At 55.6% G+C, this 14905-nt stretch carries 16 protein-coding genes and 1 tRNA gene; 9 read left to right on the top strand and 8 right to left on the bottom strand.

Translation table 11 applies throughout. From position 1 onward, the window contains the following. The first annotated feature begins 160 nt into the window (after positions 1–160). Entirely contained in the window at positions 161–1180 is a 1020-nt protein-coding gene (gene thiL, locus HZB23_03730) for a thiamine-phosphate kinase (GenBank protein MBI5843761.1), read from the top strand. Beyond that, a complete protein-coding gene (gene thiD, locus HZB23_03725; protein ID MBI5843760.1) occupies positions 1140–1979 on the top strand; it encodes a bifunctional hydroxymethylpyrimidine kinase/phosphomethylpyrimidine kinase in 840 nt (279 codons plus the stop codon). Before thiL ends, thiD begins: the two co-directional genes overlap by 41 nt. 228 nt (positions 1980–2207) lie before the next feature. On the opposite strand, the gene amrS is transcribed toward thiD, so the two are convergent. Genes amrS through HZB23_03710 form a run of 3 tightly spaced genes read right to left on the bottom strand, consistent with a single transcriptional unit; the run spans position 2208 to position 4917 of the window. Then, entirely contained in the window at positions 2208–3344 is a 1137-nt protein-coding gene (gene amrS, locus HZB23_03720; protein ID MBI5843759.1) for an AmmeMemoRadiSam system radical SAM enzyme, read from the bottom strand. Continuing rightward, positions 3314–4165: a 50S ribosomal protein L11 methyltransferase gene (locus tag HZB23_03715; protein ID MBI5843758.1), complete on the bottom strand. Its 852-nt coding sequence runs from the start codon at positions 4163–4165 to the stop codon at positions 3314–3316. Before HZB23_03715 ends, amrS begins: the two co-directional genes overlap by 31 nt. Then, positions 4162–4917: an AAA family ATPase gene (locus HZB23_03710; GenBank protein MBI5843757.1), complete on the bottom strand. Its 756-nt coding sequence runs from the start codon at positions 4915–4917 to the stop codon at positions 4162–4164. The genes HZB23_03715 and HZB23_03710 overlap by 4 nt, the downstream gene beginning before the upstream one ends. Positions 4918–5175: 258 nt before the next feature. Between HZB23_03710 and HZB23_03705 the strand changes: the two genes are divergently transcribed. Then, entirely contained in the window at positions 5176–5964 is a 789-nt protein-coding gene (locus HZB23_03705) for a glutamate racemase (protein ID MBI5843756.1), read from the top strand. Positions 5965–6087: 123 nt separating this feature from the next. Here the strand turns inward: HZB23_03705 and HZB23_03700 are convergent, their stop codons facing one another. From HZB23_03700 to HZB23_03680, 5 genes are all read right to left on the bottom strand, one after another. Then, positions 6088–7065: a glycosyltransferase family 9 protein gene (locus HZB23_03700; protein ID MBI5843755.1), complete on the bottom strand. Its 978-nt coding sequence runs from the start codon at positions 7063–7065 to the stop codon at positions 6088–6090. Position 7066: 1 nt separating this feature from the next. Beyond that, a complete protein-coding gene (locus tag HZB23_03695) occupies positions 7067–7801 on the bottom strand; it encodes an NAD-dependent deacylase (GenBank protein MBI5843754.1) in 735 nt (244 codons plus the stop codon). Between the two features lie 3 nt (positions 7802–7804). Continuing rightward, the gene (locus HZB23_03690) at positions 7805–8287 is read right to left on the bottom strand and encodes an adenosine-specific kinase (protein MBI5843753.1); all 483 of its coding nucleotides are present in this window, start codon (positions 8285–8287) and stop codon (positions 7805–7807) included. A gap of 228 nt (positions 8288–8515) precedes the next feature. Further along, positions 8516–9358 (bottom strand): MBL fold metallo-hydrolase, encoded by an 843-nt coding sequence (locus HZB23_03685; GenBank protein ID MBI5843752.1) that lies wholly within the window; start codon positions 9356–9358, stop codon positions 8516–8518. A gap of 278 nt (positions 9359–9636) precedes the next feature. Continuing rightward, positions 9637–10482, bottom strand: coding sequence for a class I SAM-dependent methyltransferase (locus HZB23_03680; protein ID MBI5843751.1), 846 nt, complete (start codon positions 10480–10482; stop codon positions 9637–9639). A 138-nt stretch (positions 10483–10620) separates the two neighbouring features. Here HZB23_03680 and HZB23_03675 point away from each other — a divergent pair. The 6 genes from HZB23_03675 (at position 10621) to HZB23_03650 (ending at position 14817) form a co-directional block, all read left to right on the top strand. After that, positions 10621–10713, top strand: a tRNA-Ser gene (locus HZB23_03675). A gap of 554 nt (positions 10714–11267) precedes the next feature. Next, positions 11268–11843 (top strand): hypothetical protein, encoded by a 576-nt coding sequence (locus HZB23_03670; GenBank protein ID MBI5843750.1) that lies wholly within the window; start codon positions 11268–11270, stop codon positions 11841–11843. A gap of 1187 nt (positions 11844–13030) precedes the next feature. Next, entirely contained in the window at positions 13031–13348 is a 318-nt protein-coding gene (locus HZB23_03665) for a hypothetical protein (GenBank protein ID MBI5843749.1), read from the top strand. 336 nt (positions 13349–13684) lie between these two features. Continuing rightward, positions 13685–13903, top strand: a complete 219-nt coding sequence (locus tag HZB23_03660) for a type II toxin-antitoxin system HicB family antitoxin (GenBank protein ID MBI5843748.1) — start codon at positions 13685–13687, stop codon at positions 13901–13903. Beyond that, complete coding sequence (locus tag HZB23_03655; protein ID MBI5843747.1) at positions 13896–14102, top strand: type II toxin-antitoxin system HicA family toxin; 207 nt, start codon at positions 13896–13898, stop codon at positions 14100–14102. Before HZB23_03660 ends, HZB23_03655 begins: the two co-directional genes overlap by 8 nt. A gap of 283 nt (positions 14103–14385) precedes the next feature. Next, positions 14386–14817 (top strand): hypothetical protein, encoded by a 432-nt coding sequence (locus HZB23_03650; protein MBI5843746.1) that lies wholly within the window; start codon positions 14386–14388, stop codon positions 14815–14817. Positions 14818–14905: the final 88 nt, after the last annotated feature.

The following is a 14905-nucleotide window of genomic DNA, read 5'->3' as shown; positions in this document are numbered from 1 at the left end:
TTCGAAAAATGGAACTAACCCCTGCTCCCCCTAATAATGCCATTTCATATTTTTCGTCGAGACCACCAGAGCGTTTAAAAAACGAAGGATTGAAAGAACGTGCAATTACCTTGACGGCCTAATTTTTCCTATACGGTGGCCATCGTAAAGGATTAGCCTCATGACGGAATATCCGGGGGAATTCGAGCTGATAAAGAGGATGCTGGCGCTCTTACCCCAAAAGGGCGAGGGGCTGGTTAAAGGCAGCGGCGACGACTGCGCCGTCTTCGACCTTCCCGAAGGCTTTTCCGTGGTGGCCACCTGCGACAGCCTAGTGGAAGGAGTCCACTTCCTTTCCGACTCCGACCCCTTTCTCGTGGGCAGGAAGGCCGTGGCTGTCAATATCAGCGACGTGGCGGCAATGGGGGCCATACCGGCCTTTCTGCTGGTGAGCCTCGCTCTTCCGGAGAAAACCCCCGTCGCCTTCATGGAAAGCCTCAGCCGGGGCATGGCCTTCGAGGCCCAACGTTACGGGGCGGCCATCATCGGCGGCAACATGGCGAAATCGCCCCAAGGCGTCATCATCGACATCACCTGCCTTGGCCGCATCGAAAAGGGCAAGGCCCTGTATCGCAGGGGAGCCAGGGAGGGCGACCTCGTGGCGGTCACAGGAACCCTTGGGGATTCGGCTGCCGGGCTTCTTCTTTTGAAGAATCCTGATTTTAAAATTGACGAAAACATCCGCCTTCGGCTGGCGGCGGCCCACGCGACACCAGCGCCGAGGGTTGAGGAAGGCCGGTTTCTTTCAGCATCCGGAATGGTAAGCTCTTCTATAGACGTTTCTGACGGGCTCGTGGCCGATCTGGGGCATATCCTTGAGCAATCGGGCCGGGGTGCGGACATCTTTATTGACAGGCTGCCCATAAGCCATGAGCTTGTACAGGCAGCCCAAGCGCTCGGAAAAGACCCGGTAAATCTGGCCCTTTACGGCGGCGAGGACTACGAGCTCTGCTTCACCCTGCCGGAGACGGAATTTCAGCTTTTGCGGGAAAAATTTTCAGGCTCGTCACTTGCCCCCATAAGCGCCATAGGCAGGATAACCGGGCAAAGGGACGAAATACGGCTGATCGATTCACACGGCATCATAAAGGCGGCGGAAAATGACCGGGGATGGGACCATTTCAGGCGTAAGGATTCCTAAAGCCCTCACCATTGCAGGCTCCGATTCGGGCGGCGGCGCGGGCATCCAGGCTGATCTCAAGACCTTTGCGGCCCTTGGGGTTTACGGGATGAGCGCCATAACAGCGGTGACGGCCCAGAACACCTGCGGAGTCCTTGGGGTGGAGGAGCTTTCGCCCGCCTTCGTGGCGCTCCAGGTGGAGGCGGTGACCACCGACATAGGCGTGGACGCGGTAAAGACCGGGATGCTTTCGAGCCCGGCCATAGTGGATGCCGTGGCGAAATGCATAAGCCGCTTTTCCCTGCCCTTTCCGGTGGTCGATCCGGTGATGGTTGCCAAGGGCGGGGCCCCGCTTCTGGCGGATGAGGCGAAAGAGGCCGTGATTAAACGCCTCCTGCCCCTTGCCTTCGCCGTCACGCCCAATATACCGGAAGCAGCGGCATTGACCGGAAAATCGGTCACGGGGACCGAGAGCATGAAAGAGGCGGCCAGGGCGATTTTCGGCATGGGGCCAAAATGGGTTCTGGTGAAGGGCGGGCATCTAGAAGGAAAAGCCAGCGACATTCTCTTCGACGGGCAGAATTTTTACAATTTTGAGTCGGAGCGCATCAACACCCAAAACACCCACGGAACCGGATGCACATTGTCAGCCGCCATCGCCGCCTGCCTCGCCAGGGGCATGACCGCGCCGGAAGCCGTTGAAAGAGCCAAGGAGTACGTAACCTTCGCCATCAAAAATTCGCTGGGCATCGGCCACGGCCACGGCCCCACCCATCATTTCGCGGAGCTTTACAGGAAGGCAAATACCGGCTGGTTTTAAGCCTCGGCCCCCCTCTCCATCAGCGCTAACCTTGCATAGCCGTCACCCCGGCGAAGGCCGGGGCCCAGTCTTTTCTTGGGGATGCGATGATCTTAGTCTCACTTTTTCATCATTTTTAGCTGTAATTTTTTGGATATCACCTCGTTTTTCTGGACCCCGGCCTTCGCCGGGGTGACGAACCAAACCACTATCCTCTTAGGTTAGGGCTTATGCCCCGCCTCCACCCCATCAATCCCATATCCCGCTCACCGAGGTAAAGCAGTCCGGGCAGACGCCGTCCTTCATGCGGTTTTGCCTCACCGTGAAACCCGATCTTTCTATCAGAAGCGCCTTGCACTTGTGGCACAGGGTGTTTTCGCCGCCCTGGCCGGGGATGTTGCCGGTGTAAACGTAGCGAAGCCCCGCGTCGCGGCCAATGTTGCGGGCCATGAAAAGGGCGGACGGGTCGGTGGGGGGCCTGTCCATGAGCCTGTAAGTCGGGTGGAAGCGGGAAACGTGCCAGGGCGTGTCCGGCCCCAGTTCCCTTACGATGAATTCGGCCAGGGCCTTTATTTCCCGTGGGTCGTCGTTGGCGCGGGGGATGAGGAGGGTGGTGATTTCCAGGAATACGCCCTCCTTCCTGAAAAGTTTCAGGTTTTCAAGCACGCCGTCAAGCTGTGCCCCCACAAGGCCAGTGTAGAACTTGCGGTTGAAGGATTTGAGATCCACGTTGGCCGCGTCCAGAAAGGGCGCTATCATCTTGATGCATTCGGGCGACTGAAAGCCGTTGGTGACGAATATGTTCTTGAGCCCCTTTTCCTTTGCGATGCGGGCTGTGGCGTAGGCGTATTCGAAATAGACCGTGGGCTCGGTGTAGGTGTAGGAGATGCTCTGGCAGCCTGCGTCAAGGGCGTCGGCGACCACGTCGCCCGGCGGATAATAATCGCCCACGATGAGCCCGTTCTGATCCGAAGGCATCTGGGCGATTCCCGAGTTCTGGCAGAAACGGCACTTGAAGTTGCAGCCCACGGTGGCGATGGAAAAGGAACGGCTGCCCGGAAGCACGTGAAAGAGCGGCTTTTTCTCTATGGGGTCTATGTTTTTCGCCACGCACCTTTCATAGACGAGGCTGATGAGGATTCCCTCCCGGTTTTCCCGCACCCCGCAGATGCCGCGCTTTCCGGGCGGAATAGTGCAGCCGTGGCGGCATAGGAAGCATCGCACCGAATCTCCCGGAAGCCTTTCGTAGAGAACCGCTTCGAAGCCCTCTTTTTTCTCGGGCGGGGCTTCGTAGGTTGGGTTCTCCTCTCCGGCGGGAGCGTCCTCGTCTCGGCCCTGGCCCTTATCCGGGTCGGTCAAGTCTTCTGGCACAGGAGTGTAAACCATGTTCCGTCGCAGCTCCATTCGCGTTTTATTTTAAATGGAAGACTCTTTACCGCGTCCCTTATCTCCCCCACCTGGCTCCGCAAAAGGCCGGACAGTATCACCGTTTTTTTGCGGGCGAAACCAGGATGCGACACGAGTTCCTTCAAAACCGCCGCGTGGATGTTGGCCATAAGGAGATCTGCGGGGCGGTCCACCCAGTTTTCGGCTCTGCCGTGAACCACCGCGACCGATTCCTCCATGCCGTTTAAGGCCACATTGGCCTTAGTGGTGCGGGCGGCCAGGGGGTTCAAGTCCACGGCGGTCACCGTTTTGGCCCCAAGGCTTTTGGCGGCAAGGGCCAGGATTCCGGTTCCGCAGCCGAGATCGAGCACCTTTTCCGGCGGGTCCCCCGCAAAAACCTCTTCCAGGGCCTCTATGCAATGGGCCGTGGTGGGATGGGTCCCGGTTCCGAAAACAACGCCGGGGTCCAGTGTGAGCCGAATTTTGCCCCGGGGGGTTTCGCCCCCGAACCAGGGAGCGGCAAAGGCGAACCCGCCTATTTCGACCATGTCGGGAAACCGGGCCTGCCAGTCCTTCCAGGCCATCTGGTAGGAATCGTGCAAAACAAGCCCCGGCTGATCCGAAAGCAGACGGCTTATGATATCATCTTCCGGCCTGGAAAAAAACAGGAAGCTGGTTCCCTCCTCCTCCCAGTCCCCAAGGTAGGAGTCGCCGAACCGGTCGTCCGAGCCCGGCATCAGGCAGCCTTCGATGTAATAGATGTGAAGGTCTTTGTACGGGCAATCGCCTCCGGAATCGATATTTCGCCCCTTTTCGCTCATCCTGTGATGATCCTGTCGAAAATCTCGAAGGCCGCCTGCACTGCCTTGCTTTCGGCGGGCAGGGTGAGGGTGGGCCTGCCTTCAAAATCATACTGGTAGATGAGCGGGTCTTCGGGCACGGTTCCGGCCAGTTCCAGGCCCTCCTCCTTGATCACCGCCAGGGCCGCATCCGAAAGAGGCCCCTTCACCTGATTTACCACCAAAAGGGTTTTGAGCGCCCCGATGTTCAATTCGCTTGCGAGCCGGGCTATGCGCCCTGCCGCCTGAATGGCCCTTCGGGACGGGTCGGACACTATGAGCAGGACGTCCACGTTTTTGGTCACAAGGCGGCTGATGTGCTCCATGCCGGCCTCGTTGTCGATGACAAGATAAGCGTAGTTTTCGGTGAGTTTTTCCAGGAACCGTGACAGGAGCGAGTTGGCCGCGCAGTAGCAGCCGCTTCCTTCGGGCTGGCCCATGACCACCAGGTCGTAGCCGTCGGCCTCGGCTATGGCCTCTTCCATTTTCATCTCGATGAAAACGTCCTTGGTCATTCCGGGCGGCACCTTGCCCTTTTTCATTTCCTCCCTGGCCCCGCCAAGGGTGACTTCCACCGTGAGGCCCAGGACCTCGTTCAAGTTGGAGTTGGGGTCTGCGTCAACTGCCAGCACGGGCTTTTTGCCCTTTGCCACAAGGTAGCGCACGAGGGTCCCGCAAAGGGTTGTTTTGCCCACGCCACCTTTTCCGGCAAGGGCTATTGAGAACTGATTCACTTAAATTTTCCTTCCTGACAGGCTAATCACAAACGCGATCCGCCTGTTGAAATTGTGTCTTTTTTATGGGCTGGTGATTCAGGAACAATCGGCCCGGATATCGATTCAAAATTATTGCAGCGAGCCATTTCAGTCAACACTTTTCATGGGAGGCCCAGGGCGTCCCTTGACTTTAGGGCATCCATCGGATAGTTCACCAGTGCGGGATATCGAAGCGGCCCGTGGGGATTTCCTCCTTTACGAAATGCGCAAAACCTTATGATCGGCATATTCGACTCAGGCATAGGCGGGCTCACGGTGGCGTCGGCCATCATAGGGGAATTCCCGGACTGCGACGTCCTCTACTTCGGCGACACGGCCCGCACGCCCTACGGCACCAAAAGCCCCGAAACCATCGTGCGCTACTCCCTGGAAAACACCCGCTTTCTCATTGAGCGCGGCGCTTCCATGATAGTGATCGCCTGCAACACAGCATCGTCTTTCGCCACCGAGCGCCTAAGGGCCGAGTTTCCCATACCCATTTTCGAGGTTGTAAGCCCTGCGGTAAAAATGGCAGTCAGCCACCCGAAAACCAGGAGTATCGGCGTGATCGGCACCAGGGGCACCATAGGAAGCGGCATCTACGAGAGAAAAATAAAGGAGGCCCGCCCCGGTCTTTCGGTTTTCAGCGAACCCTGCCCGCTTCTGGTTCCGCTGGTTGAAGAAGGCTGGCTCACCAAGCCGGAAACCAGGATGATAGTGAAGGACTACCTTCATCCCCTGAAAACCCGGCAGGTGGACACCCTGATCCTGGGCTGCACCCATTACCCGGTGATAAAGGACATCATCCACGAAAAAATCGGAAAAAGGGTGAGGATCATCGATTCGTCAATAGCGGTGGTTGCGGCCATGAAGGATTACCTGACCGCGCACCCGGATGTGAGGAAGGAACTTGGCAATTCCGGCAAACTGCAAGCCTACGTTTCGGACATCACTCCCCAGTTTTCCAAGATCGCCAAGATGATACTGCATCGCTCCGTGCCGCTTTCACATGCCGTCAGCGCTTGATGGAGTCCGGTAGGTTGGGTGGTTCCGGGCCGAAGGCACGGGTTCACCCAACAATTGCGGAATCGCGCCAAGATGTTGGGTGAACCTGCCCTACGGGCAGAACCACCCAACCTACAATTCACTTCAAATAACCCCCGCCAACATTCCGGCCAAAACGCCCAGGACGTCCTCCACGCCGGTATCCGCAAGGCATTTGGGAGCGTCGCAGTTTTTCTCGCACGATTCAAAGCACGGCCCGCATGTGAGATTACCAGGCCTTAAAACTTTCACGCTCCGGCCAACCGGCCTCCACCGTAAAGGGTCGCTCGGCCCGAATACGGCAAGGGTGGGAATCCCCATGAAGGCCGAAAGATGAGAGACCCCGGAGTCGTTCCCCACAAGGGCGCGGCAGTTTTTCAGGTGGTGGAGAAGGGTGGCCATATCCTTCGATTGCACGATGTCCGCAGGTTCCGCTCCAAGCCCTGCAAGTTCCCGCAAAAGCCCCTCCTCCGCAGGGCCGATCAGATACCGCGAGCCTATCCCCATTTTCCTCAAGCCCCCGGCAAGCTCCGCGAATCTTTCAAGGGGCCAGCGCTTGCGGGGGCTTCCGGCTCCGGGGTGAAGCAGCACCGGGCCACCGGTCGCCGCCGATTCACGCCCGGCTTTTCCTGCGGGAATCCACGAATCGGGGAAATCAACGGGAGGCTCCGGCAACAGGCCCGCTCCCGTCAACCCCTCCCATATGTGGCGGGCAGCGTGGATGGTGACGCCGGGGCCTGGCCTTGGGGCGATTCTCGTGATTGGAACGCCGGATGTTGCGCAGGCTTTTTCCAGGCTTTCGGAAAACGAGAACAGTATGACGCGCTGATAGCTTCGTAGAAAATAGAGGCTTTTTAAATCGGGCGGATCGGCGAAAAGGCCGGTGATCAAAGGCTGTTCGGATGAAATGGTTCTGCGGGCGGCCTTTACGGCAAGGGCCGCCTTTTCCCATTGGGGCAGGCAGACGAGATCGAGAAAGCTGCCCGTTTTCCCGGCAAGGGCGGAAAGCGCCGGAAAGGAGAGAACGAGATCGCCAAGAGCGCCCTGGTGGATGACCAGGATATTTGAGACGCCCCGGCCCATCTCACAAGGCCTTCAAAATTTTCTCCAGCACTTCACCTGCCGAGCCCTTGAGCAGAAGGTCCGTGAGGCTTGTGGAAAGCGGCGTCACGTCGGTGTTGATCTCGATGATTTTGGCCCCGGCCTTCTTGGCCACTCGCGGCATGGAGGCGGCTGGCATGACCACCGCCGAGGTGCCGATGACCAGCATGACGTCGCAGGCCGAGCTGAGATCGTAGCTCCTGTCCAGGGCGTCCGCCGGAATCGCCTCGCCGAAAAAAACGCAGTCGGGCCGAAGTATTCCGCCGCATTCGCACAAAGGCGGAAGAACGTTAAGGCTCACCTGTTCGGTGGGGATGGTTTTCCCGCATCTCATGCACCGCTGGAGGGCAAAGGTGCCGTGAAACTCTATGACCTCAGTGCTTCCGGCCCTCTGGTGCAGGCCGTCCACGTTCTGGGTTATTATTGCCGAAAGCCGCCCGGCCTCTTCCAGCCGTGCGAGGTTGATGTGCCCGGCGTTGGGCATGGCGCGGTCCACCACGCCCTTCATCTCGCGCACCAGGATGTCCCAGACCCTGGCCGGGTTGCGAAGGAACGAATCGATGTGGGCGAACTCCATGGGGTCCATCTTTTCCCACAGGCCGCCCTTGCCCCGAAAGGGCGGGATGCCGCTTTCCACGGAGATTCCCGCGCCGGTCAGGGCCACCACGAGCCTTGCCTCGCGGATGAGCTTCGCGGCCTGTTTGACGGCCTCCTGCATGGTCTACCTCTTGTAACCGATCTTTTGCAGAAGGTCCAAGCGCCACGCCTGGTCGCTTTCCGTCTCAATCCCTTTGGGGGACGAGCCGTCGATGACGCCCATTATGCCCGCGCCCTGCTCAGTCCTGGCCACGATGACCTCAACCGGGTTCGCCGTGGCGCAGTAGATGGAGCAGACCTCCTGGCAGGCTTTCACCGCGTTCAACACGTTTATGGGATAGGCCTTTTTCATCACCACGAAAAAGCTGTGCCCGGCGGCCACCGCCCCGGCGTTTCGCACCGCAGCGGAAACCAGCTCGTCGGAATTACCGTCCGTGCGTATGAGGCAGTCGCCTGATGCCTCGCAAAAGGCAATACCGAACTCGATTCCGGGAACCGCGCCCACGAGGATTTCGTAGAGGTCTTCCACGGTTTTGATGAAGTGGGTCTGGCCCACGATTATGTTGGCCCCTTCGGGGATGTCGAGCCTGACGGCGGTCAATTCCATATTTCCCTCCAACTGAAGGATGTTTTCAGTCCTTAAAAAAAGGCTGGAAATGAAGCCTGGATATCAATTTGAACTTGGGCGATGAAGCGCTAGGGTTGGCGGGAAGCCATAAGAGCCAAGCGTAATTCCACCCCAAGAAATCTTCGATTTCTTGGGGACCCCGGATTATTTACGTGACGGAATTGGCTTTGATGCACAACACAGCGATTCGCGTTTTTAGACAGGCGGTTACAGGATAAATTCCTGGTCCCTGGCCACCGCGCAGCACTGAATGTCCGAGCCCCTGTCCCTCAAAAGCTCCATGGCCCTTTCGACGATGCGGTCCTGCTGGTCGTCCGTCCTGTCCTGGTTCAGGTGAAAAAGCCCAAGGCTTCCCACGTTTCCGGCAAGGGCCAGGTCCACCGCCCTGGTGTAGGTGCTGTGGCCCCATCCCCTTGTGTAGGCCTCGTATTCTTCGGGCGTGAACTCTGCGTCGTGGATCAATAGATCCGTCCCTTCCACGAAGCGGGCGAACTCGTCAAAGGCCGGGCCTCCGGGATGGTGGTAATCGAGCTCGTTATCGGTAAGAAACACGAAGCTTTTGCCGTCTTCGGTAAATCGGTAGCCGCTGCCCATGTTGGGATGATTCATGGGTATGGGGGTTACGGTTATGGAATCTATGATTATCGCAGTGGGGCAGGACGGCTCGTAACGAATTTCGGCCTTTATGTCTGAGGGCCTTATGGGAAAATTGGGCGGGGCCATGACGCGGGAAATGAGGTGCTCCACGTATTGCTTGGCAAAGGGGCAGCCCTGCATCCGAACCTTTACGTTACTGTTGAAAAGGGGCTTGAAAAAGGGAAAGCCCATCAGATGATCCCAATGGGCGTGGGTGAAGATGAAGTCCATCTCGCGCCTGCCCTCGGCCACCAGGAGGTTCCCCAGGCGCCTGATGCCGGTGCCCGCGTCAACAATGATGACCGCGTCGTTTTTGGACCGTATCTCAAGACAGGTGGTGTCTCCGCCGTATTTCAGAAACTCCGGGCCCGATACCGCCAGCGACCCACGGGAACCCCAGCACTTGATGAGCATCGCCGCCTCCAGGGCAGGTTATTAAGCGGAGCATGGTTCTTTTCCGTTTTTAAAGGAATCTGGCCGAGGGGAGAAATACTGGAAGCCAGCTCCTCCAACGTTTTTGGGAGTCCGAAAAATGGAATTTAACCCTGCTCTCCGTAATATGGCTTAGGGATATTTTCAGGAATAAAGGGAAAGCCCCCCGGTGCATTTCTGAAAAAAACAGGGCTTCCACAGCTTCCGAAACAATACGAAAAAACGAGGGGGGACGGCAAGTTTTATTCTTGGGGCGACGTTCACCGGCCAGCCGCTGACACCCCGCATGATCTGCGGATGAGGCCCGTTCCCGAAAAGCGCCCGTCATCCGGTTTGCCCGGTGCGGCCTTGAAAAAGACTTCGCTGCCGGCCAGCTTCTCGGCTTTTTTTTCCGAACGGTCCAGAAAAAGGGGCCTTAAACGATACCTTGGGCGGCATTCCACCACCACCGCCGCGAATGCGCCGAACGGCAGGGCCTGAACAGCCGCCATGCGCTCGAAAACCAGGGTCCGGGGGCTTAGGGCCAGGGGCAGTTGCCAGACGCTCCCCCATTGCATGGGAACATCCCCCAAAATGCCCGTAACGAACCTTTTGATTTCCCACACGGAAAAAAACCGCGCCCTGCTGTAAACCGTGGGAGAAAGATATGAACGGATGCGGCGCTCGATGTTTTTTACGGCGTAGCGGTTGAGAAAACCTATGATTATGTGGCCCCGCGCAACGCGGGTGGCTTCGGCGATCACCTTTTCGGGATCGTCGGCGAATTCCAGGCAGGTGATGAGGCTTGCTACGTCAAAGGAGTTGTCCTCAAAGGGCAGCTCCTCGCCGTAGGCCTTCTCAAGGTCGGCCCCTGGCCCCAGAAGGTCGCGGGCGGCGGCAAGCATGGCCATCGAGGGATCGACCCCGGTGACCGAAAGGCCCTTGTCGCGGAAATATTTCAGAAACCAGCCGGTTCCGCAGCCCACGTCCAGAAGTCGCGCGCCTGGCCTGAAATCGTAAAGCCGCTCCAGAAGGGCGGTTTCGAGATCGGCCACGCGGCGGTTTTCCAGATTGGAGAACCATGCCGAAAGGCTTTCGGCGTCTTCTTGTGTGAACACGTAACCCATGGCGGCTGTTTACGCCAAAAGGTGTTAATTTACAAGCGTAAAGAGGCTTTCCCATCCGAAAGTACGGTAAAGTGCATTGACAAGCCGGTGGTATTTGGGGTAAGAGCCCTATCCGTCCGGGATGTATGTGCGGATACCGGAGAGGTGGCCGAGCGGCTGAAGGCGCTGCTCTCGAAAAGCAGAATCCTGCCAGAAGCGGGATCGTGGGTTCAAATCCCACCCTCTCCGCCAATAAAATCAAGTAGTTAGCTCCAAAATTGGCGACAGGCAATTGACAGGCAAGCATGACATGCCTACAACGCCATGAAATGATGGATGATTACATCTTGTTATGAGTGAAGTTGTAATCATTCATTGTTTATCTGAGTCAAAATTATAATCAAAATCAGCTTGTTGAATGTTGCTTTCCTTCAGCCATCACCAGATAAAACAAGGGGATTCAGGTTGTTAAGCCGGAATCTTCTTCATTTCTCCGCTTTTGGAGCCCAACAATTATTACGTGGCGCATAAGTCTTTTCCCTTTTCTATCGCTATCCAACTTGTGAAGCAAAAATTTGTGGTTCCTTCGATGTTGGATCGATTGGAAAATGGAAATATTTTATGGCCCGAGTAATAAATGTATAAGTTCATCCAATTTTTGATACCCGAATCTAAAACATTTCCCCAAAAATTTTTAGTCCTTCTCTATAATTATAAAGAAAGTTGCCAATTCTCTTTATGGAAACGCTTAATATTGCAGCTAAATACCGATTGTATTATCACTGACATGAGTATAGGAGAATAAAATGGACAATGTAACTCGCCAGTTGGAAGAATCAAAGCATATAGACAACGCAATCATTGAGATTGACAAGCATATTTTACAAATCCTTATTGCAAGCATGACTGTTGCCGTTACGTTGCTTTCAGCTATTGGGGGGCTCGCTATCGGTAAAGAAGGGGTAAACGTCTCCATAATTCACGCATATGCAGCGCTTACACCGAATCTGCTTATTATCCCATCCTTTTACCTCATGCTTTCGCAACGCATTGATATGATGCGGTTAGGGGCTTATCGGAGAGTTTTTTTTGAGGAGCAATACAAGTTTGATGGATGGGAGACTCGTTTAGGACGATTACGAATAATAGAAATAAAAGAATCGAATGATCCTGTGCCATTAATCTTTTGGGCGATCTTCTTTTCGTCAATGTCTTTGTTTGATTATGTGATTTTGAAATGCGGTGCGGCGTCTTTTCACTTAATGGTGCCGTTAGTCCCAAGTTTATTTATTATATATCCGCATTACCAGTGGAGGCGCGTTGTCACTATAGATTTGCCACGTTATGTTGAGTTGTGGCGTGAAGTGGCGAAAGGGAACTAAGCCTTTTGATAAGTTGTTGAACTGGGCTGGCTCTGAACTTATGAAGTAGCGCCTCCATTTTTAGCGACTATAGGCTTAGAGAAAATTGGAGGAAAACGTATTTCAGGCTCTCGTAACGCCAATTCCATCTATTTCTTGTCTATCTGCATCCTGACAACCTGCACACTGCTCCGACCTTCAGCTTAACGTTGTGCCTTTAAAATTAATTCCTTCCGATTGCTTTTAAGCCGTTCTGGGTTGCTACGGGAGGTCACTTGGCCGCTTGCAGCCGCAAGCCTTCCAGAAGGACATCCTTCGCAGACGCCCCTCGGCCTCCTCTCCCCTTTTGCTCCCACATCTGCACCCAGCAGATGCACCCAGGAAGGGCGTGTGGCCGCGCCCGGCGGCCGTCATCAAATGGCTTTTCTTCATCCGCTTGCCTTTAGGCTGTTCTAAGGCGCTACGGGCGGTCTCGTGGCCGCAAGCCGCCTTGAAGGACGTCGTCCTCGTTTGACCACCCCTCGCGCTCCCTCCTTCGCCCTGCCTGCCTGACCCTTTTTCGGTCATTCTCCAGCCGTTTTTGACTTTTCTCCCGCATCCCTCCCCTTACCCTTACCGATGATGGTCCCGGACTGGTGACCGGAATGGAAGGGGAAAATCCCGGTTTCTGACCGGTTTTGGACCGCGAAGAACCGCATGGCTGTAGGGCCGGACCGGGAATCCCGGTTTTTTTCACAACTATCGCGTAAAAAACTTTCGGATTTTGACCAAAAAAGATTTTAGCGAACAGCAAAGACCGGCTTAAAACCCATTTGATGGAAATTTATATATAAAAAAAAGATGTGCCGGGATTTCCGGTATTTTCGGGCGGAGCCTACGGAACCGGGCATCTTCGCGGTCACAAAACGGTCAGAAACCGGGCAAAACCGGTCAGCGGCATTTTGGGGAGCTTGGAACGATCGGCCAGGGGCCGGGGTTTTCCTCTCACGCCTCCGATTCCCTGTCAAGCGGCGGAGATCTCGCCCGGCATGGGGCCGGGTGTGCCTGGGGGCCAAGGTTGCGCGGATTGGCCTGAAAAACATGCGGGGGTGGAGGTTTGAGACAGTTTCGATGCGTGTTTTTGGCCAGGAAAGCGCCCAGGGCGACGGCGGCCTGATTCCTTCGCGGGCTCTGAGCTTGGGACAGGGGGGAGTCGGGGCTCAAACCTGTTGGAATTCTGGCAGGTTTTTTGGGGGCGTGAAAGCCTTGAAAACGAACACGGCCAGGAGTTTGACCCACAAGATGTTGTGTTCGGGGGCCAAAATCAGGCTGAAACGGGAGTCGGATTTTGGCCGAAAACCTGGAAAGCCTTGATTGACGCGCCTTTCCGTAAAACTCAACTGCCCAACTTTTATGTAAAAGTTGGGCAGTTTTCCCGTTTTCCGAAATGCCCTGTCCGATGCTTATATATTGTGTCATTAATAATAATCATTAACTTTGGTCTTGTTCCTGGCCTTGAATGTCGGCACATTTTCCAGGCGCTGTGAATGAGCATGAATATTGAGCATAAAATGTGAGCAAAATGGAAAAGCAAAAATCCGAAAACCGGGGAGGCCGGGACTCCCCCCCCCTGGTATCATTGGCCCGCATGGGATTTTTGAAGGTTTCCAGGTTGTTGTCTGACGATCCTCCAGGACCTGGGGGGGCGCGGGGTTGAAGTTCCGCCCTGGCATGGGCGGGTGGAGGGTTGGATAGGCCCGGCGTCAAGGCGGCATATTCAAAGTTCTCTATGCTTGATATCTGGATCGAATGGAAATGGCCTTGAAAATCCGGCGTCAAGAGGATATCTTTATGACAAGCTGCAAACACAGGAGGGTTTCCGAATGTCTCAAAGAAATATTCGATACGTGGTTTACCGGGATGGGGATTATTTCGTTTCCCAGTGTCTTAACGTGGAAGTTTCCAGCTTCGGCGACACCAGGGAGGAAGCTGTGGAAAATCTGCGCGAGGCGCTCGAACTCTATTTCGAGGAAGATGGCGCGGCAAACCTCTTCCGCCCTGTGGAAGACGCCCTGTGCGGGGATATTTCCATAAATGTCTGAACTTTATTCTTCCCGGCGCATAATTGCCGTGCTCCTTGCACACGGATTTTTGGAGGTCTCCCAAAAGGGAAGTCACGTCAAGTTCCGTAAAGAAAGCCGCATAGTCATCGTGCCACACCCCAAAAAGGAGATTCCGGCGGGAACGTTCTTTTCCATCGTGCGGCAGGCCGGACTGACCAGGGAAGATTTCAAGCCTTAAAAAAACCGCCGGTTGTCCCCATTTACAATATCAGTGTTTTTGATATTCGACCTGTCATAAAAAGCCTGTCAAGAAAAAATCATCAAAATTCTCGAAAAAAACTCCCCAACTATTAACGGAATACGGGTAAAAGTTGGGGAGTGACTTCCCAAGTTTTATCGGTATATTAGTAAAAGTTGGGCAGTTTTTTGGACCCCCTTCCTTAGCTAAAATTCCCACTTTAAAACCCGTGGTATATGTCGCGCCAGAATCCCATCACGCCAATTTACACGAGGCAGGGCTTATGGCGAACACGCAAACGAAAATCGAGAAGTGGGGGCTGGCTCCCAAGGTTCTCGAACTGCTGAAGCAGGGGATCACCTCCCCGTCCTCCATCGCGGAGGCCCTGAACGAGTTCATGCTTGGCCGGGATGAGCACAAGGGCCGCTCCGTCACCCGCACCGCCGTCACCCGCTTTATCGAAGCCAAAAAGCCCGAAATCAAGAAAGCCGCCACGGAGATTTTCACAGAGCACGTCAACGCCGTGGTGCCAGCGGATTTAAAAGCCCTGGAGGAGATCGAGGCGAGTTGCCTTGCGATGTTCCGGGAGACCGTGGAGAACAGGCATGCGCGGCTGGCTGAGGCTGCGGTGAAGATCAAGAACGAGGCGGCCCGGTGGCGGGTCATGCTGGACGCCGCCAAAGACCCCAAAACCGAGGAGGACGCAGATCATTGACCTCAAGCTCACCAAGGCCGCCATGCTGGAGGATGACGGCAAGGGCCGGATTTTCATTTTGGACAGCAAGAGCGACGAAGCCCGCAGC

The sequence above is a fragment of the Deltaproteobacteria bacterium genome, assembly GCA_016235345.1.
In the GTDB taxonomy this organism is placed as follows: domain Bacteria; phylum Desulfobacterota; class Desulfobacteria; order Desulfobacterales; family Desulfatibacillaceae; genus JACRLG01.
Note: the sequence above shows the minus strand (reverse complement) of the source record. Positions and strands in the feature narration are given on the sequence as shown.